The sequence below is a fragment of the Rhodococcus sp. PBTS 1 genome (genome assembly GCF_001620025.1).
GTDB lineage: Bacteria > Actinomycetota > Actinomycetes > Mycobacteriales > Mycobacteriaceae > Rhodococcoides > Rhodococcoides kroppenstedtii.
In genome coordinates this window covers 882308-900000 of record NZ_CP015219.1, presented here as the reverse complement: position 1 = coordinate 900000, position 17693 = coordinate 882308, and the positions used below count along the sequence as shown (strand labels likewise).

19 protein-coding genes (1 of these 19 cut by a window edge) are annotated in these 17693 nt (G+C 68.8%); 2 read left to right on the top strand and 17 right to left on the bottom strand.

Going from position 1 to position 17693, the window contains the following annotated elements:
• A protein-coding gene (pdxR, locus tag A3Q40_RS04035; protein ID WP_068099892.1) for a MocR-like pyridoxine biosynthesis transcription factor PdxR crosses the window boundary here: on the top strand, positions 1 to 849 show its 3' portion. The gene continues 552 nt to the left of window position 1, outside the view; 849 of the gene's 1401 nt are visible here — the last part of the coding sequence; its start codon lies beyond the left edge, outside the window; it ends in the stop codon at positions 847 to 849.
• Between the two features lie 15 nt (positions 850 to 864).
• Here the strand turns inward: pdxR and murA are convergent, their stop codons facing one another.
• Positions 865 to 2118: a UDP-N-acetylglucosamine 1-carboxyvinyltransferase gene (gene murA, locus A3Q40_RS04030; protein ID WP_068099891.1), complete on the bottom strand. Its 1254-nt coding sequence runs from the start codon at positions 2116 to 2118 to the stop codon at positions 865 to 867.
• A gap of 38 nt (positions 2119 to 2156) precedes the next feature.
• On the opposite strand from murA, the gene A3Q40_RS04025 reads away from it, so the two are divergent.
• Positions 2157 to 2735 carry a cob(I)yrinic acid a,c-diamide adenosyltransferase gene (locus tag A3Q40_RS04025; RefSeq protein WP_068099890.1) on the top strand — a complete coding sequence of 193 codons (579 nt, stop codon included), beginning with the start codon at positions 2157 to 2159 and terminating at the stop codon, positions 2733 to 2735.
• A gap of 16 nt (positions 2736 to 2751) precedes the next feature.
• Here the strand turns inward: A3Q40_RS04025 and A3Q40_RS04020 are convergent, their stop codons facing one another.
• The 16 genes from A3Q40_RS04020 to rho form a co-directional block, all read right to left on the bottom strand.
• Entirely contained in the window at positions 2752 to 3189 is a 438-nt protein-coding gene (locus A3Q40_RS04020) for a DUF2550 domain-containing protein (RefSeq protein ID WP_235606437.1), read from the bottom strand.
• A gap of 44 nt (positions 3190 to 3233) precedes the next feature.
• The gene (locus tag A3Q40_RS04015) at positions 3234 to 3602 is read right to left on the bottom strand and encodes a F0F1 ATP synthase subunit epsilon (protein ID WP_068099889.1); all 369 of its coding nucleotides are present in this window, start codon (positions 3600 to 3602) and stop codon (positions 3234 to 3236) included.
• Between the two features lie 6 nt (positions 3603 to 3608).
• On the bottom strand, positions 3609 to 5060 hold the full coding sequence (gene atpD / locus A3Q40_RS04010) for a F0F1 ATP synthase subunit beta (protein ID WP_068099888.1): 1452 nt from the start codon (positions 5058 to 5060) through the stop codon (positions 3609 to 3611).
• 2 nt (positions 5061 to 5062) lie between these two features.
• Complete coding sequence (locus A3Q40_RS04005) at positions 5063 to 6037, bottom strand: F0F1 ATP synthase subunit gamma (protein ID WP_068099887.1); 975 nt, start codon at positions 6035 to 6037, stop codon at positions 5063 to 5065.
• 36 nt (positions 6038 to 6073) lie between these two features.
• Entirely contained in the window at positions 6074 to 7717 is a 1644-nt protein-coding gene (gene atpA / locus A3Q40_RS04000) for a F0F1 ATP synthase subunit alpha (RefSeq protein ID WP_068099886.1), read from the bottom strand.
• Between the two features lie 115 nt (positions 7718 to 7832).
• The gene (locus A3Q40_RS03995; RefSeq protein WP_068105157.1) at positions 7833 to 8651 is read right to left on the bottom strand and encodes a F0F1 ATP synthase subunit delta; all 819 of its coding nucleotides are present in this window, start codon (positions 8649 to 8651) and stop codon (positions 7833 to 7835) included.
• Positions 8652 to 8656: 5 nt separating this feature from the next.
• A complete protein-coding gene (locus tag A3Q40_RS03990) occupies positions 8657 to 9217 on the bottom strand; it encodes a F0F1 ATP synthase subunit B (RefSeq protein ID WP_068099885.1) in 561 nt (186 codons plus the stop codon).
• A 5-nt stretch (positions 9218 to 9222) separates the two neighbouring features.
• Entirely contained in the window at positions 9223 to 9465 is a 243-nt protein-coding gene (locus A3Q40_RS03985) for an ATP synthase F0 subunit C (protein ID WP_068099884.1), read from the bottom strand.
• A gap of 83 nt (positions 9466 to 9548) precedes the next feature.
• Positions 9549 to 10274, bottom strand: a complete 726-nt coding sequence (atpB, locus tag A3Q40_RS03980) for a F0F1 ATP synthase subunit A (protein WP_068105154.1) — start codon at positions 10272 to 10274, stop codon at positions 9549 to 9551.
• 357 nt (positions 10275 to 10631) lie between these two features.
• Positions 10632 to 11072, bottom strand: a complete 441-nt coding sequence (locus A3Q40_RS03975) for a hypothetical protein (RefSeq protein ID WP_068099883.1) — start codon at positions 11070 to 11072, stop codon at positions 10632 to 10634.
• Between the two features lie 10 nt (positions 11073 to 11082).
• A complete protein-coding gene (locus tag A3Q40_RS03970; protein WP_068099882.1) occupies positions 11083 to 12321 on the bottom strand; it encodes an MraY family glycosyltransferase in 1239 nt (412 codons plus the stop codon).
• 3 nt (positions 12322 to 12324) lie between these two features.
• Complete coding sequence (locus tag A3Q40_RS03965; RefSeq protein ID WP_068099881.1) at positions 12325 to 12987, bottom strand: L-threonylcarbamoyladenylate synthase; 663 nt, start codon at positions 12985 to 12987, stop codon at positions 12325 to 12327.
• Between the two features lie 40 nt (positions 12988 to 13027).
• A complete protein-coding gene (prmC, locus tag A3Q40_RS03960) occupies positions 13028 to 13906 on the bottom strand; it encodes a peptide chain release factor N(5)-glutamine methyltransferase (RefSeq protein ID WP_068099880.1) in 879 nt (292 codons plus the stop codon).
• A gap of 1 nt (position 13907) precedes the next feature.
• Positions 13908 to 14996 carry a peptide chain release factor 1 gene (prfA, locus tag A3Q40_RS03955; RefSeq protein WP_068099879.1) on the bottom strand — a complete coding sequence of 363 codons (1089 nt, stop codon included), beginning with the start codon at positions 14994 to 14996 and terminating at the stop codon, positions 13908 to 13910.
• Positions 14997 to 15119: 123 nt separating this feature from the next.
• Complete coding sequence (rpmE, locus tag A3Q40_RS03950; protein ID WP_027507227.1) at positions 15120 to 15353, bottom strand: 50S ribosomal protein L31; 234 nt, start codon at positions 15351 to 15353, stop codon at positions 15120 to 15122.
• Positions 15354 to 15526: 173 nt separating this feature from the next.
• Entirely contained in the window at positions 15527 to 17668 is a 2142-nt protein-coding gene (rho, locus tag A3Q40_RS03945; RefSeq protein ID WP_157889491.1) for a transcription termination factor Rho, read from the bottom strand.
• Positions 17669 to 17693 lie beyond the last annotated feature (25 nt).

The window sequence follows — 17693 nt, the reverse complement described above, 5'->3', positions numbered from 1 at the left end:
CTGGCAGCGTTGCGTCGGTCCGGACCCGACCCGAAACCTGTTCTGGCCGTCGAGGATCCGGGCTATCGCGTGGCCGTGTCGGCGGCGCTGGCCGTCGGATGGGAGGTCCACGACATTCCTGTGGACCAGGGCGGCGTGGTGGTCGACGCACTGCGTGCCGCTCCCGACTCCACCCGCGCCGTCTACGTGACGCCGTCCCACCAGTACCCGACCGGCGGGATGCTGGACGTCGGACGCCGCGCCGCCCTCGTCGCCTACGCCCGTGACACCGACACCGTCGTGATCGAGGACGACTACGACTCCGAGTACCGGTACGACGTCGCGCCCCTGCCTGCCCTGGCACAGCTCGACGCCGACCGAGTCGTTCTTCTCGGCACCATCGCGAAGACTCTCGGCGCGGGTGTCCGGCTCGGCTGGATGGTGCTACCCGCACATCTGGTCGAGCCGGTTCTGTGCCACCGGTCGGCCGTCGGCGACTTCCCGTCGACACCCCTCTGCACGGCGACGGCGTCGTTGCTCGACGACGGCGAGTGGGACCGCCTGGTGCGCGCGGCCCGTCGTCGCTATCGGGATCGTGATGCGGCAGTACGACATTCACTGTCCGAGTTCGGAGAACTGCGCGGCTCGGGCGCGGGCATGCACACCACGCTGATCCTTTCGTCCGAGCGGGCCGACGCCGTCGCCCGTGCCGCAGCGACCCGCGGTGTCGAGGTCCCGACGGTCGCACGGTCTGCGCGATCGAACCCCGACCCGGGCGGCCTCGTGATCGGCTACGGCCGACTCACCGACGCGGAGTTGCGTACCGCACTCGACATCCTGGCGGACGAACTCCGTCGTGTCGGCACCTGACGCGCAGCGCGAGAGCTACTGCACGCGCTCGATGTCTCCGCCGAGGGCCTGCAGCTGTTCGACGAATCGCGGATACCCGCGGTCGATGTGGTAGACGTCGTGCACCTCCGTGGTGCCGTCGGCGACCAACCCCGCGAGCACCAGACCGGCGCCGGCGCGAATGTCCGAGGACCACACCGGGGCACTCGACAACCGGGGCACCCCGCGGACCACGGCGTGGTGACCATCGGTGCGCGCGTCGGCCCCCAGCCTGATCATTTCCTCCACGAACCGGAACCGGGCCTCGAAGACGTTCTCGGTGATCATGGAGGTCCCGTTGGCGACGGAGGCGAGCCCGATGGCCATGGGCTGCAGATCCGTCGGGAAGCCGGGGAACGGCAACGTCGCGAAGTTCACGGCGGTCGGTCGTTCCGCCTGCGTCACCCGGAAGCCGTCCGGCAGCAGGTCCACCTCGGCACCGGCCGCGCCGAGCTTGGTGAGCACCAACGACAGGTGCTTGGGATTCACCCCACGCACGGTCACGTCGCCGCGTGTCATGGACGCCGCGATACCCCAGGTGGCGGCGACGATACGGTCACCGATGACCCGATGGTCGGTGGGGTGCAGGCGCTCGACACCGCGGATGGTCAGCGTCGAGGACCCCGCGCCCGACACCTTCGCGCCCATCTTGTTGAGCATCGCGCACAGGTCCGCGATGTCGGGTTCGCGAGCGGCGTTGTCGATGACCGTCTCGCCCTCCGCCAGAACAGCCGCCATGAGGATGTTCTCGGTGGCGCCGACCGACGGGAAGGCCAGCCGGATCGTGGCACCGCGCAGCTTCTCGGCCGTGGCGACGACGCAGCCGTGTTCGATCTCGCTGTGCGCACCGAGCAGACGCAGACCGGACTGGTGCATGTCGAGCGGTCGCGAGCCGATGGCGTCGCCGCCGGGCAGCGCCACCACCGCACGCCGACACCGCGCTACGAGGGGCCCGAGCACACACACCGACGCGCGGAACTGACGGACGGCCGCGAAATCGGCGTGGTACTTCGGCTCGGCCGGCGTGGTGATGCGGACCGTGTCCTCGACCAGCTCCACCTCGCACCCGAGTCCCCGCAGCACGTCGGCCATGAGCGGGACGTCGAGAATGTCGGGGCAATTCGCGATGGTGGTCGTTCCCTCGGCGAGCAACGCAGCGGCCATCAACTTCAGCACGCTGTTCTTCGCGCCACCGACGGAGACATCACCGGAAAGGCGACTACCGCCGGTCACCAGAAAACGTTCGCTCACGACCGCCAAGACTAGAGGCACCACAGTAGGGTCGAGAAATGGCGGTTCATCTGACCTCGATCTACACCCGGACGGGTGACGACGGCACCACCGGGCTCAGCAACTTCGAGCGGGTGAGCAAGAACGACCCGCGCGTCGTGGCCTACGCGGACTGCGACGAACTCAACGCCGCTCTGGGGCTGGTGCTCGCCCTCGGGTCGCCGCCCGAGCACCTGAGGCCCGTGCTCGGTCGCATCCAGAACGATCTCTTCGACGTCGGCGCGGACCTGGCGACGCCGGTCGAGGACAATCCGAAGCATCCGCCGCTGCGAGTGACGCAGGCCTATGTCGACCGGCTCGAGGCATGGTGCGACGAGTACAACGCCACGCTCGCACCGCTGCGATCGTTCGTGCTGCCGGGCGGGACCGCGGGGTCCGCTCTCCTGCACCACGCCCGCACCGTGGCCCGACGGGCCGAGCGGGCCGCCTGGGCTGCCGTGGACGCATTTCCGGACGTCACCAACAGGTTGCCCGCGCTCTATCTGAACCGGTTGTCGGACCTGTTGTTCGTCCTCGGGCGCATCACCAACCCCGACGGCGACGTCCTGTGGCGACCGGGCGGCGACGATCAGCCCTGAGCGATCACCCGGCAGGTCACCGCGCGCCCCCCGCGCCGGGACGGGGACGCCGGGATCGGCCCGACGGTCGTGATTCGACCCACGAGGTGAAGGCCGTGAACGCGCCTCGGTCGAACGCCACCTCGTAGCGCCGGTCGGCGTCGTAGAGCTCCACGATCGCGATGTCCTCGGTCATGATGTCGAACTCCGACTTCTCGGGTCGACGACGCTCGCCGAGATCGAGCGTCTGCCGCACCATGCGCCGGTCGGGACCGGGGCGCAGGCTGGACAGTTTGTAGAACACGAGCACGTTCTCGCCGTAGCGGAAGATGCCGTGGCGCCATCCGGCGCCCGGCGCAGCGGGCAGCGACCGCAGAATGACGGCCGTCCCGCCTCGGCGCAGCGTGATCAGGCGATACAGAAAAGCCGCGGCGAGCCCGGCGAGAACGACCACCAGAACGACAAGAACTGTCATCCAGATCGTCATCATCACCGGGCCCGCCGCGGCTTCCGTGCGGTCTAGGCCCGCTCGACGGCGCGGACGCGCCCGCGTGCGATCGCGAGCGCCTCCTCGTCCTCGGAGCCCTCGGCCAGCAGCGACTTGGCTGCCTCCACGTCGATGTCCTCGGCGAACTCCGCGGACTCGGCGAGGATGGTCACCGTCTTGCCCGTCACGGAGAGGAATCCGCCGTGGACGGCCGCGACACGACGCTCACCGTCGGTCGTCGTGATGGCCACGGTGCCGCCCTCGATCAACTGACCGAGAACCGGCTCGTGGCCGGCCATGATGCCGATCTCACCCTCGGTGGTCTGAGCGCTGACGAGCGTGGCCGTACCCGACCACAGGCGCTCCTCGACCGCGACGAGTTCGACGTCCATCTCTGCCATGGCGGACTACTTCCCGGCGATCTTCTTGGCTGCGGCCTCGACGTCGTCGAGTCCACCGCAGCTGTTGAACGCCTGCTCGGGCAGGTGGTCGTACTCGCCCTTGGTGACCTTGTCGAACGCCTCGATGGTGTCGGACAGGGGCACGACGGAACCCTCTTCGCCGGTGAACTTCTCGGCAACGATGAAGTTCTGGCCGAGGAACTTCTCCAGACGACGGGCACGGGACACCGTGACCTTGTCCTCCTCGGAGAGCTCGTCCATACCCAGGATGGCGATGATGTCCTGCAGCTCCTTGTACTTCTGCAGGATGCGCTTGACCTCGTTGGCGACGCGGAAGTGCTCGTCACCGACGATCGACGCCTCCAGGATGCGCGAGGTCGACGTCAGCGGATCCACAGCCGGGTAGATGCCCTTCTGCGAAATCGGACGCGAGAGCTCGGTGGTGGCATCGAGGTGCGCGAACGTGGTGGCCGGTGCCGGGTCCGTGTAGTCGTCGGCGGGCACGTAGATCGCCTGCAGCGAGGTGATCGAGCGGCCACGGGTCGAGGTGATGCGCTCCTGGAGCTCACCCATCTCGTCGGCCAGCGTGGGCTGGTAGCCCACCGCGGACGGCATACGGCCGAGGAGCGTCGAGACCTCCGAGCCGGCCTGCGTGAACCGGAAGATGTTGTCGATGAAGAGCAACACGTCCTGGTTCTGCACGTCGCGGAAGTACTCGGCCATGGTGAGGGCCGAGAGGGCGACGCGCATACGCGTGCCCGGCGGCTCGTCCATCTGACCGAACACCAGGGCGGTGTCCTGCAGAACGCCCATCTCCTCCATCTCGAGGTGGAGGTCGGTGCCCTCACGGGTGCGCTCGCCGACGCCGGCGAACACGGACGTACCGGAGAACTCACGGGCGATACGGGTGATCATCTCCTGGATGAGCACGGTCTTGCCCACGCCGGCGCCACCGAACAGGCCGATCTTGCCGCCCTTCACGTACGGGGTCAGCAGGTCGATGACCTTGATGCCGGTCTCGAGAATCTCGGTCTTGCCCTCGAGCTGATCGAAGGCCGGGGGCTTGCGGTGGATGCCCCACTGCTCGCCGTCGCGGCCGAGGCCGGGCGAGTCGAGGCAGTCGCCGAGTGCGTTGAACACGTGGCCCTTGACCACGTCGCCCACCGGCACGGAGATCGGCTTGCCGGTGTCGCTCACCGGGGTGCCGCGGACCAGGCCGTCGGTCGGCTGCATGGAGATGGTGCGCACCAGGTTGTCACCGAGGTGCTGGGCGACCTCGAGCGTCAGCGTCTTGGCGACGGCCGACAGCTCGATCTCCGCGTGCAGAGCGTTGAACAGCTCGGGGATGGAGCCACGGGGGAACTCGATGTCGACGACGGGACCGATGACGCGCACGACGCGCCCGTTCTCGGACTTCGCGGCGCCGGTACCCGTGTTATCGGTTACTGCTGCGGTCATGTTCAGTCTCTTCCTGAGCTCGCTGCAAGCGCGTCGACGCCGCCGACGATCTCGCTGATTTCCTGGGTGATCTGGGCCTGACGCGCCTGGTTGGCCTGGCGGGACAGGGCGTTGACCAGATCGTTGGCGTTGTCCGTGGCGGCCTTCATCGCGGTACGACGGGCGGCCGACTCGGAGGCTGCCGCGTCGAGCAGTGCGGCGTAGATGCGGGTGCTGACGTACTTGGGCAGCAGCGCGGACAACAGCGTGTCCGCCTCCGGCTCGAAGTCGTACTGCGCGGTGACCTCGGTCGACGGCTTGGAGTCGGTGAGCATGTCGGCGCCGAGCTCGATCTCCTCGTCGTCGTAATCCACCTCCAACGGGGCCATCCGTCGCACGGTCGGCTTGAGCGAGAGCATCGAGACGAACGTGGTGAAGACGATGTGCAGCTCGTCGACACCCTCGACGGTGCCCTCACCGTTGGGGGCCTCGATCTCGTTGCCGGACCCGGCCATGAACAACTCGACGAGGTGCTTGGCCGCCTTGGCGGCGTCGGCGTACGTCGGCTGCTGCGAGAACCCGGTCCAGGCGCCCTTCACGTCCCGATCCCGGAACGTGTAGTACGTCAGGCCCTTGCGTCCGAGGACGTAGATGACCGGTTCCTTGCCCTCGGACTTCAGCAGCTGCTGCAGTTCCTCGGCCTCGCGCAAGATGTTCGAGTTGTAGCCGCCGCACTGACCCGAGTCACTGGTGACCACCAGCACCGCGGCCCGCTTGGGCTCGGGGCGCTCGGTGAGCAGCGGGTGATCGAGCGAGCCGGACGCGCTCGCCAACGCCGAGAGCACCTTGGTGATCTCGGTGGCGTACGGCTTGGACGCCTCGACCCGGGCCTGCGCCTTGGTGATGCGCGAGGTCGCGATCAGTTCCTGCGCCTTGGTGATCTTCTTGATCGAGTTCGTCGACCTGATCCGGGAGCGGAGCTCACGAATGCTGGGCACGGTTCACCTCACTCCCTGCTCGTCGCGGACCGATCATCACTTGCCGACGGTCTTGCGCGTGACGGTGACCTTCTCCTGGTCGACCTCGTCCTTGTCGAGCGCCTCGGCCTCGGCCTCGTTGACGATGCGCTCGCCCGAGGAGGTGAGGAAGCCCTGCTTGAAGTCGTCGGTCGCCTTCTTGATCGACTCGGCGGCGCCGTCCTTCAGGACCCCGCCACCGGCAATGGACTCGAACGCGTCCGAGGCGTTGCGGTGCAGGTCCTCGAGCAGCTCACGGTTGAAGCGACGGACGTCGTCGACCGGGACGCTGTCGTAGTAGCCGGCGTCGACGAGGTAGATCGAGACGATCTGGTCCTCGACGGAGACCGGGGTGTACTGGTCCTGCTTGAGCAGCTCCACCCAGCGGGCACCGCGCTCGAGCTGCGCCTTCGACGCGGCGTCGAGGTCGGAGGCGAAGGCGGAGAACGCCTCGAGCTCGCGGAACTGCGCCATCTCCAGACGCAGCGAGCCGGCGACCTTCTTCAGGCCCTTGGTCTGCGCGGCACCACCCACGCGGGACACCGAGGTACCGACGTTGATGGCGGGACGGACACCCTTGTTGAAGAGGTCCGACTCGAGGAACACCTGACCGTCGGTGATGGAGATGACGTTGGTCGGGATGAACGCCGAGATGTCGTTGGCCTTGGTCTCGATGAGGGGCAGGCCCGTCATCGAACCGCCGCCGAGCTCGTCGGACAGCTTCGCGCACCGCTCGAGCAGACGAGAGTGCAGGTAGAAGACGTCACCCGGGTACGCCTCGCGGCCCGGCGGACGACGCAGCAGCAGCGAGATGGTGCGGTAGGCCTCGGCCTGCTTGGTGAGGTCGTCGAACACGATGAGGACGTGCTTGCCCTGGTACATCCAGTGCTGGCCGAGGGCCGAGCCGGTGTAGGGGGCGAGCCACTTGAAGCCGGCGGAGTCCGACGCGGGAGCCGCGACGATGGTGGTGTACTCCATGGCGCCGTGCTCGTCCAGCGCGGACTTCACACCGGCGATGGTGGAGCCCTTCTGACCGATCGCGACGTAGATGCAGCGCACCTGCTTGTCGGGATCGCCGGTCTCCCAGTTCTTCTTCTGGTTGATGATCGCGTCGACGCAGACGGCGGTCTTGCCGGTCTTGCGGTCGCCGATCACCAGCTGGCGCTGACCGCGACCGATGGCGGTGAGAGCGTCGATGGCGGTGATGCCGGTGGCGAGGGGCTCCTCGACGGGCTGGCGCTCGAGCACCGTGGCTGCCTGGAGCTCGAGGACACGCTGCTCGTCGGACTCGATGTCGCCGAGGCCGTCGATGGCCTTGCCCAGCGGGTCGATGACGCGGCCGAGGAAGTTGTCGCCGACCGGAACGGACAGGACCTCTCCGGTGCGCTTGACCTCCTGGCCTTCCTCGATGTTCTCGTAGTCACCGAGGATGACGGCGCCGATCTCGCGATCGTCGAGGTTCAGCGCGACGCCCAGGACGCCGCCGGGGAACTCGAGCAGCTCGTTCGCCATCGCGGACGGGAGCCCGGTCACGTGGGCGATGCCGTCGGACGTGTCCGACACCAGACCGACCTCTTCACGAGAGGACTCCGGTGCGTAGTTCGCGGTGTAGCTCTCGATTGCGCTACGGATCTCGTCGGAGGAGATCGTCAACTCCGCCATGTTTTCCTGCTCTCACTGTCTGTGGCCTCGGTGCGCCGGCCGCTCTGGGCCGAGTCACCGAAACGTGGGTGGGGACAAACTCTGGTCGTGCCTGCCGGTCGGGTGGGTGAACCGGTCACTTGAGCGACTTGCGCAGCTGCGCGAGACGCCCCGCACCACTGCCGTCGATCACCTCGTCACCGACGCGAACGACGAGACCGCTCAGCAGGTCGCGATCGACTTCCACGTGAACGGTCACGGACTTGCCGTAGATACCTTCCAGCGTAGACGTGAGGCGGTCGACCTGATCGGTGCTCAACTCGGTACTGCTGCGGACGTACGCGACTTCCTTGTTCCGCCGGGTCGCCGCCAGCGCGGAGAGCTCGCCGAACACCTCGGCCGGAGCCTCGGTCAGTCGTCCGACGGCCTGGATGGCGAGAGCCTCGGTGATGGCCGTGACCTTGCCGTACAGCAGCGTCTTCAGCAGCTGACCGGACGCCTCCGCCGGCTTGGTCCGGTCCGAGAGCGCCTGCTCGAGAGCGGAGTCGCCCGCGATGATGCGACCGAGCCGGAACAGCTCGTCCTCGACGGTGCCCAGTTGGTCCTGGTCCTCCGCGGCGCGCAGCAGCGCTTCGCGGCCCAGCAGTACGAGCGAGTCGGTGAGGTCACGCGCCGAGGACCAGTTCTGCGCGACCGCGGCCTTCACCGTCTCCACCGCTTCCGACCCGACCTTGCCGTCGAACAGCCGCTCGGCGAGCTGACGACGGGAGTCGGCGGACGCGGACGCGTCGGCCAGGGCCGACCGGAGCGGACGCTGGGCGTCGAGCACCCGGACGACCGCGAACAGGTCGGAGCCGGCACCGGCCGCGGCGGACGTGGAGTCCGATGCGGCGTCGAGCGCGCCGGTCAGTGCGGTGCGGGCCTCGGCGAGAGCCTCACGACTCGCTGCGTACATGGTGTTCACTTCCCGCTGGTGGACTTTGCGCCGACAGAATCGAGTTCGTCGAGGAACCGATCGATCGTTCCGGCGCGCTTGACGTCGTCGGACAGCTGCTCACCGATGACCTTCTCGGCGAGCTCGACGGCGGTGCGGCCGAGTTCCGAGCGCAGTTCGGTGACGATCTGCTGACGCTGCGCGGCGAGCTGCTGGTGACCCGAGGCCACGATGCGATCGCTCTCCGCCTGCGCACTGGTCTTCATCTCCGCGAGGATCTGCTGACCCTGGGTGCGGGCGTCTTCGCGGATCTTGGCGGCCTCCTGGCGAGCGTCGGCCAGCTGGGCGCGGTACTGCTCGAGCGCCTGCTTCGCCTCGGCCTGTGCCTCTTCGGCGCGCTTGATCCCGCCTTCGATCTTCTCGGACCGCTCGGAGAGCACCGTCTGGAACCGCGGAAGCACGAACTTCCAGAAGAAGAACCCGATGACGGCGATGCAGACCGCAGACCAGACGATGTCGTACGTCGCGGGGAGAAGAGGATTGACGTCCTCTCCCCCTTCCGCTGCGAGGACTGCGAATGTCGACATGGCGATCAGAAAATGAAGCCGGCGACGAGGCCGATCAGCGCGAGCGCCTCGGTGAACGCGATACCGAGGAACATGTTGGTCCGGATCTGGCCGGCCAGCTCGGGCTGACGGGCGATGCCCTCGATGGCCTTACCGACCACGATGCCCACGCCGATGCCGGGGCCGATGGCCGCGAGGCCGTAGCCGATGGCGCCGTAGCCGCCGCCGGTGATTTCCTGAGCTTCCTGCGCCAGGTAGGTGAGGCTCATGATGTTTCGTTCCCTTTCTGTTGCCCACGACCGGACGGCAGCGGGTCAGGTTTGTTACCGGTGGCTCGTCGAGCCGGGGTGGGTCAGTGCGAGTCGGCGTGCAGCGCGAGGTCGATGTAGACCGCGGTGAGCAGCGCGAACACGTAGGCCTGCAGGAAGATGACCAGCATCTCGAACAGGGTGAAGCCGAAGCCGGCGGCCAGGGAGAAGATGCCGAACACCTTCATGCCGGCTGCGGCCTCGAAGAAGAAGAACTGCGTGGCGCTGAAGAACAGCACGAGCATGATGTGACCGGCCAGCATGTTGGCCATGAGACGCACGGTCAGCGTGAACGGGCGCAGGATGAAGGTCGAGACGAACTCGATCGGGATCAGCAGGAAGTGGAGCGGCAGCGGCACACCCGGCACCACGATGCTGCTCTTCACGTACTTGAAGAAGCCGTACTTCTTGATGCCCACGTAGTTGAAGACGATGTAGGCGATGGCCGCCAGCACGATCGGCATGCCGATGCGCGCGTTCGACGAGATGTTGATGAACGGGATGATGCCCGAGAAGTTCAGGAACAGGACCGCGAAGAAGATGGTGGCGAGCACCGGGAGGAAGCGGCGTCCCTGCTCCTTGCCCAGCACCTCGTCCGCGATCTGGTCCTTCACGAAGCCCAACGCCATCTCACCGACGTTCTGGATGCCGCGCGGCACGATCTTGGGGCTGCGCATGGCGAGGAAGAAGAACGCGAGCAGGACGACCGTCATGACGATGCGCACGAGCATCAGACGGTCGAGCTCGAACGGTGTGCCCTCGAACAGGATGGCCGGTGGGAAAAAGTCGGACAGTGACGGCGGATGGAACTCCGCGGCCAAGTTGGTGACGCTCAGCGGTCTCTCCCGTGGTCGGCCGCGTGCGTGGTACCCACGCGGTTCGATCGGACAAAGGGGCGGTCGGGCGGTTCGGTCGAGCGATCCTGCGGCATGCCGGTCCACATTCTCACACGAGGTGTGGGCCGCGACACGTCGGCAGTGATGTCGATCACCGCGGAGGCGATCCCGCCGCGACGATTGTCCGTTACGCCGGGTAAGCCCACGCTTGCCGGGAACTTTATCAACACAACCGACCACACCGCGCCGGGGGTTCGTCCCCGCACCCGGACACTACTACAGAAAGTCGTACTACTTCCCGTCCGAGGGTGGGGTATCGACGTATGGCGCGCGCTGGCGCAGCACCCCGACGGTCTCCGCGCCCAGGACGATCAACAGCGACGCCAGCAGAACGAGACCGAGCGCCGGACGCGAGTAGAAGTCCATCCCGCGCAGAATGCCGAGCACGACGATGGCCACCAGCATCTTCGCGAGCCATCCGCCGAGCAGCACGGCCCCGACCGTCGTCGGCGGGAGATTCGCCGACCACAGCACGGACGCGGCCGTCGCGAGGATGAACACGCCTCCGACGGCCGATCCGATCAGCGCACCCCACAAGCCCGGCGTCCCGGCCACCAGGTAGGCGACGACGGCCGACACCACCGCGAGCACGATCAGCGCGATCACCCCGTAGCGGACGGCGGAGCGCAGCGGCGCGGTCGAGGAGGGCACGGGCGGGGGCGTGAACGTCACGCCTGGCAGGTTACCGGCCGCGGGACACGCGACCCGACCGTCGCCACCGGCCCGACCCGGCCGGCCGTCGCGGGTCGTGCACGGACGGAACCGCGGTGACCACGAGAGCGAAGACGAGCCCGCCGGCGAACAGCAGGATCACGATTCGCCGGTCCACCAAGGCGGCACCGACCGCCCCGAAGGCGAGAACGCCGACCCACAGGTAGATCAACAGGACGACGCGGCGGTGCGAGTGACCGATCTGGAGCAACCGATGATGCAGGTGCATCTTGTCGGGGCTGAACGGACTGCGGCCGGCGCGGGTGCGGCGCACGATCGCGAGCAGGAGGTCGAGTATGGGGATGAACATGACGGCGCCGACCAGCAGCAGAGGCGACAACAGACCGAGTAGATCCCGCGTCCCGTAGAGGCTCGGACTGATCCGGCCGGAGGCGCTGGTGGCGACCGCGGCCAACATCAAGCCGATGACCATCGAGCCCGAATCGCCCATGAAGATGCGAGCCGGTTGGAAGTTGTGCGGCAGGAACCCCAGGCACGCGCCCGCCAGCGCGGCCGCGATCATCGCCGGCGGGTACGCACTCACGTCGCCGCCCTGTTCGTGCAGCAGGCCCACCGAGAAGAGACAGATGGCGACGGCGGCGATGGCCCCGACACCGGCCGCCAATCCGTCGAGCCCGTCGACGAAGTTCAGCGCGTTGATCATCACGACCGCGATGAGCACCGTCACCAGGCCGGCCTGCAGTTGATCGAGCACCAGGGTGGACCCCTCGCCCCACGGCAGGTACAGCACGTACCAGCTGACGCCCATGAGGACCAGCACGCCCGCGGCGGTCACCTGACCGGCGAACTTGGTCAGTGCGTCGAGACCCCACCGGTCGTCGACCATGCCGACGACCATGAGGATGAAGCCGGAGACCAGCGCGGCCTGCACGTCGGTGGTGAACTCGAAGCCACGGGTCAACGCGGGCAGCGTCTGCGCGAACGACAGGGCGACGAGCAGACCCAGGTAGATCCCGATCCCGCCCCACCGCGGGGTGGGTCGCACGTGGACGTCGCGCTCCCGCGGGACGGCAACCGCCCCGACGCGCAGCGCGATCAGCCGGACCGCTCCGGTGACGAGGAACGTCACGACGGCGGCGGTCAGCAGGACGAGGAGCAGCTCGCGAATCGGGACGCCGGCTCCCCCACTGCCGCTCTGCGCGAGAACCCCCACGGTTCCCGGCAGGGCCGCGTGATCGAGAGCCGTCACCGGTCAGGCGCTTCCGGCGACCAGCGACTCCGGAGCGACACCGAGCACCTCGGCGATGTCGGAGGTCGCCACCGCGCCGACACGCAGGATGCGCGGGGCGTCCCCGGTGAGGTCGACGATGGTGGACGCCAGCGCGTGCTCCGCCGGGCCCCCGTCGAGATAGACCGCAGCGGAATCGCCGAGCTGCAGCTGCGCGTCGGCGGCCGTGACGGCCGGCGGCCGCCCGGAGACGTTGGCACTGGAGACCGCGAGCGGGCCGACCTCGCGCAGAAGTTCGATGGCGACCGGATGCAGGGGCATCCGCAGCATGACCGTGCCGCGGGCGTCACCGAGATCCCACGCCAGCGACGGCGCCTGATGGACGACGAGGCTGAGCGCACCCGGCCAGAACGCACGGATGAGATCCCGAGCCGCCTGTGGAACGCCGAGCACCAGTCCGTCGATCGTGTGCCAGGAGCCCACCAGCACGGGAACCGGCATGTCCCGGCCGCGACCCTTGGCGCGCAGCAGTTCCGCGACGGCAGAACTGTCGAACGCGTCGGCGGCGATTCCGTAGACCGTGTCGGTGGGCATCACGACCAGGCGACCGGAGGACAGGGCGCGCCGTGCGGCGTCGAGTCCGGCCGCGCGAGACGCGGTGTCGGAGCAGTCGTAGACGGTGGGCACCCGGCCATCTTGCCACTCGGAGGTCGCTGCACCGCAGGGGTCACCGGGCCGCGCGGGTCACCCGTGTCGCGGAGACGTAGCGCGGCCGACCGGCGAGGTCGCGATGGGCGACGACGTCACCGAACACCGACCGACGACGGACGAGCGCCACGACGCCGTCGGCATGGGAGTCGTCGTGCTCGATCGCGAGGTGCCCGCCGACGCGCACCCACCGCGCGATCGACCCGAGCATCGGCTCGATGACGGCCAGTCCGTCGGGCCCGCCGAACAGCGCGGAGTGCGGATCGTGGTCGCGCACTTCGGGTTCGAGCTCGGCGTCCTCCGGAACGTACGGCGGGTTGGCGAGGACGAGATCGACGGCGCCGTCGAGGAACGGGAGCAGCGCGCGGTCGGTGACGTCGCCGTGGTGCAGTCGCACCGGGGTGTCCCCCAGCTCCGCGCGCCGGTCGACGTTGCGACGCGCCCAGGCGAGCGCCGCGGGGTCCCGCTCGACGGCGTGGACCACCGCGTCGGGTCGTTCGGCGGCGACGGCGAGCGCGAGCGCGCCGCTGCCGGTGCACAGGTCCAACACGACCGGACGCGGGCGGGACTCCAGAACCCGCAGCGCGTACTCGAGCAGGTGTTCGGTCTCGGGCCGCGGGGTGAACACCCCGGGGCCGACCAGCAGCTCGATCGGACCGAACGCGGCGCTTCCGACGATGTGCTGCAACGGAATTCGCTCGGCGCGGCGGGCCACCAACGCTCGGAACCGCTCGGCCACCGCGGGGTCGACCAGCGGGGTCAACCCGAGGCGTCCGCGCGGGGTGTCCAGCACGTGGGCGGCGAGAAGTTCGGCGTCGACCGCGGGACTCGCCACGCCGGACTCGGCGAGAACGCGGGTGGCCTCGACGATCGCGAGCCGCAGGGGAACGCGTTCCACGTCACTCCGCCTGCAGGCGGGCGGCGCGGTCCGCGGCGCCGAGGGCGTCGAGCAGAGCGTCCAGGTCGCCGTCGAGCACCGCGTCGAGGTTGTGGGCCTTGAACCCGATGCGGTGGTCGGTGATGCGGTTCTCGGGGAAATTGTAGGTGCGGATGCGCTCCGACCGGTCGACGGTGCGGACCTGACTGGCGCGACCGGCGGCGGCTTCCTTGTCCGCCGCCTCCTCGGCCGCCGCCTGCAATCGCGCGGCCAGCACCTGCATCGCGCGAGCCTTGTTCTGCAACTGGGAACGTTCGTTCTGGCAGGTGACGACGATGCCCGTCGGCAGGTGCGTGATCCGGACGGCCGAGTCGGTGGTGTTGACGCCCTGCCCGCCCTTGCCGGACGACCGGTAGACGTCGATACGCAGATCGCCCTCGTCGATGGCGACCTCCTCGACCTCGTCCGGCTCGGGGTAGATCAACACGCCCGCGGCGGAGGTGTGCACGCGACCTTGGGACTCGGTGACGGGCACGCGCTGAACGCGATGCACCCCGCCCTCGAACTTGAACCGCGACCAGACGCCATCCGCGGAATCCGACCGGGCCTTGATCGACAGCGTGGCGTCCTTGTAGCCGCCGAGATCCGAGACCGTGACGTCGAGAATCTCCACCCGCCAGCCGTGGCGCTCGGCGTACCGCACGTACATCCGGGCCAGCTCGGCGGCGAACAGGGCGGACTCCTCGCCGCCCTCCCCCGACTTCACCTCGAGGACGACGTCGTCCGCGTCGTGCGGATCGCGGGGGGCCAGCAGGTCGGTGAGGGTGGCGTCGAGTTCCTCCACCGTGGCCTCGAGGGCCGGGATCTCGGCGGCGAACGACGGATCGTCGGCCGCGAGCTCGCGCGCGGCATCGAGATCGTCTCGCGCGGCGACCAATCGGCCGTGCACGCTCATGATCGGCGCCAACTGCGCGAACCGCTTGCCGGCCCGTCGCGCGGCGGCAGGATCGTCGTGCAACGACGGATCGGAGAGCTCACGTTCGAGCCCGGCGTGCTCGGCGAGCACGTCGTCGATGGCGGACGGCGTCGCACGCGGTGTCGGGGTGGACACGTCGAAGGCCCCTTTCGGGAGACACACGGTTCTGCTGGACCGCGGGGTGGTGCACGAACCAGGCTGCAGAAACGACCGACGCCCGTTCCGAGAAAGATCTCGGAACGGGCGTCGGTGGACGAGCTAGCTGTCGGCGTCGGCCTTCTTGCCCGCGCGCTTGCCGTAGCGAGCCTCGAAGCGAGCGACGCGGCCGCCGGTGTCGAGGATCTTCTGCTTGCCCGTGTAGAACGGGTGGCACTGCGAGCAGACCTCGACGTTGATGCGCTCGGCGCTGTTGGTGCTCCGCGTCTCGAACGTGTGGCCGCAACCGCACACAACGGTGGTCGCCGTGTAGTCGGGGTGGATTCCTGCCTTCATGGTGTCCCTTTCGTGGTCGCCGGGTCGCCCTCGACTGTCGTGGGCGTGAACCGGAACCGGACTCGGCCGATCAGTATGCCAGAGCAGCTGTCCGCGCTGGTAATCGTCTCAACCCGGCCGGCGGCCGGATTGTTCCCGGTGCGAACGACCCGGGTGCTCCGTCACGGACGACGTCAGTCGTCCATGCCGCCCGGTGCCGTCTTGGAGACCGACATCAGGAACTCGATGTTGTTCTTGCTCTTCTTCAGACGGTCGATGAGCAGATCGATGGCCTGGTGCGAGTCCAGGCCCGACAGCACCCGACGGAGCTTGTGCAGCACCGCGGCCTCGTCCGGACTCATGAGCAGCTCGTCCTTGCGGGTGCCGGACGGGTTGACGTCCACCGCCGGGAACACCCGACGCTCCGCGATCTTGCGATCGAGCTTGAGCTCGGCGTTGCCCGTGCCCTTGAACTCCTCGAAGATGACCGTGTCGCCGGTCGAGCCGGTCTCGACCATCGCCGTGGCGATGATGGTCAGCGAGCCGCCGTTCTCGATGTTGCGGGCGGCACCGAGGAACCGCTTCGGCGGGTACAGGGCCGTCGAATCCACACCGCCGGAGAGGATGCGGCCCGACGCGGGCGAGCTGTTGTTGTAGGCCCGGCCCAGACGGGTGATCGAATCCAGCAGCACGACGACGTCGCGGCCGTCCTCCACCAGTCGCTTCGCGCGCTCGATGGCGAGCTCGGCGACCGAGGTGTGATCGCTCGGCGGCCGGTCGAAGGTCGACGCGATGACCTCGCCCTTCACGGACCGTTGCATGTCCGTGACTTCCTCGGGACGCTCGTCCACCAGGACGACCATGAGATAGCACTCGGGGTTGTTCGTCGCGATCGCGTTGGCGATCGACTGCAGCACCGACGTCTTACCGGCCTTCGGCGGGCTCACGATCAGGGCGCGCTGCCCCTTGCCGATCGGCATCACCAAGTCGATCACGCGCGTGGTGAGGATGTTCGGCGTGGTCTCGAGACGCAGGCGCTGGTTCGGGTAGAGCGGCGTGAGCTTGTTGAATTCCGGGCGCTTGCGGTTGCCGTCCGGCGGAGCACCGTTGACGGTGTCCAGGCGGACCAGCGGGTTGAACTTCTGCCGCGAGTTGTTCTGCTCGCCCTCCCGCGCCACCCGGACGGCGCCGGTGAGCGCGTCGCCACGGCGCAGACCGTTGCGGCGCACCATGTTCATCGACACGTAGACGTCGTTGGGCCCGGCCAGGTAGCCCGAGGTCCGCACGAAGGCGTAGTTGTCGAGCACGTCGAGAATGCCCGCGACGGGCTGCAGGACGTCGTCGTCACGCAATTCGGGTTCGCGCTGGTCGTTCGACGAGCCGTCACGGTCACGTCCGCGGCGGCGCTCGCGGAAGCGACGCCCGCGCCGTCCCCGACCGTCGTTGTCGTCGTCCGAGGAGTCGTCGCGCGGGCCGTTGTTCCGGTTGTCGTTGCCCCGGTTGCCGCCGTCGTTGCGGTCGTTGCGGTTGCCGCCGTCGTTGCGGTCGCTGCGGTTGCCGCCGTCGTTGCGGTCGCTGCGGTTGCCGCCGTCGTTGCGGTCGTTGCGGTTGCCGCCGTCGTTGCGGTCGTTGCGGTTGCCGCCCTCGTTGCGGTCGTTACGGTTGCCGCCCTCGTTGCGGTTCTGGCGATCCCGGCGTGACCGGTCACCGCGGGAGCGCGGGGGGCGACCCTCGTCGCCTGCATCGCCGTCGGCGGCGTCCGCCTGTCCGTTCCGGCTCGGGGCGGCCTGCTCGGCGCCATCGCGACCGGCGGCCTGCTCGGCCCCGTCCCGACCGGCGGTCTGCGGCTCGGTGCCGTCCTGGCCGGCTGCGGTGGGCGCGGCATCGGCGGACGGGGCGGCGGCGTCACCGTCGGTGGCCGACTCGGCAGCACCGGCGCGACGGGAGGCACCGCGACGGTTGCGCGTGCGGCGCGGACCGCCGTCGGACGCGTTCTCGTCCGACCCGGACCCGTCGGAGACGGGCGAGACATCCGAGGACGTCGCGGCGGGTTCGGTGGAGGTCGCTGCGGGAGCGGCAGGTTCGGCGGCGGGGCGCTCGGCGCGGTCGGAGCCGCCGGTCGGCGCGGGGACGCGCTTCGACTCGATGGCCGCGACCAGGTCGCCCTTGCGCATCCCGGACACCCCCTTGATGCCCAGCTCGGCGGCGAGGCCGCGGAGTTCGGTGAGCACCATCCCGGAGAGGCCGTCGCCGCGACGCGCCGCACGGGCGCGGGCGGGGCGCTCCGGGGCGCCGGTGGCGGCGTCGTCGGCGATGGCGACCGGAGCAGCGGTCATGTCCGTATCGGTCACGGAGGTCCTT

Bases quoted from the DNA above. Each gene is read 5' to 3' on its own strand.
- A3Q40_RS04025 (WP_068099890.1), top strand. From the start codon at position 2,157: ATGGCGGTTCATCTGACCTCGATCTACACCCGGACGGGTGACGACGGC.
- A3Q40_RS04020 (WP_235606437.1), bottom strand. From the start codon at position 3,189: ATGACAGTTCTTGTCGTTCTGGTGGTCGTTCTCGCCGGGCTCGCCGCG.
- A3Q40_RS04015 (WP_068099889.1), bottom strand. From the start codon at position 3,602: ATGGCAGAGATGGACGTCGAACTCGTCGCGGTCGAGGAGCGCCTGTGG.
- atpD (WP_068099888.1), bottom strand. From the start codon at position 5,060: ATGACCGCAGCAGTAACCGATAACACGGGTACCGGCGCCGCGAAGTCC.
- atpA (WP_068099886.1), bottom strand. From the start codon at position 7,717: ATGGCGGAGTTGACGATCTCCTCCGACGAGATCCGTAGCGCAATCGAG.
- A3Q40_RS03995 (WP_068105157.1), bottom strand. From the start codon at position 8,651: ATGTACGCAGCGAGTCGTGAGGCTCTCGCCGAGGCCCGCACCGCACTG.
- A3Q40_RS03990 (WP_068099885.1), bottom strand. From the start codon at position 9,217: ATGTCGACATTCGCAGTCCTCGCAGCGGAAGGGGGAGAGGACGTCAAT.
- A3Q40_RS03985 (WP_068099884.1), bottom strand. From the start codon at position 9,465: ATGAGCCTCACCTACCTGGCGCAGGAAGCTCAGGAAATCACCGGCGGC.
- rpmE (WP_027507227.1), bottom strand. From the start codon at position 15,353: ATGAAGGCAGGAATCCACCCCGACTACACGGCGACCACCGTTGTGTGC.
- rho (WP_157889491.1), bottom strand. From the start codon at position 17,668: ATGACCGCTGCTCCGGTCGCCATCGCCGACGACGCCGCCACCGGCGCC.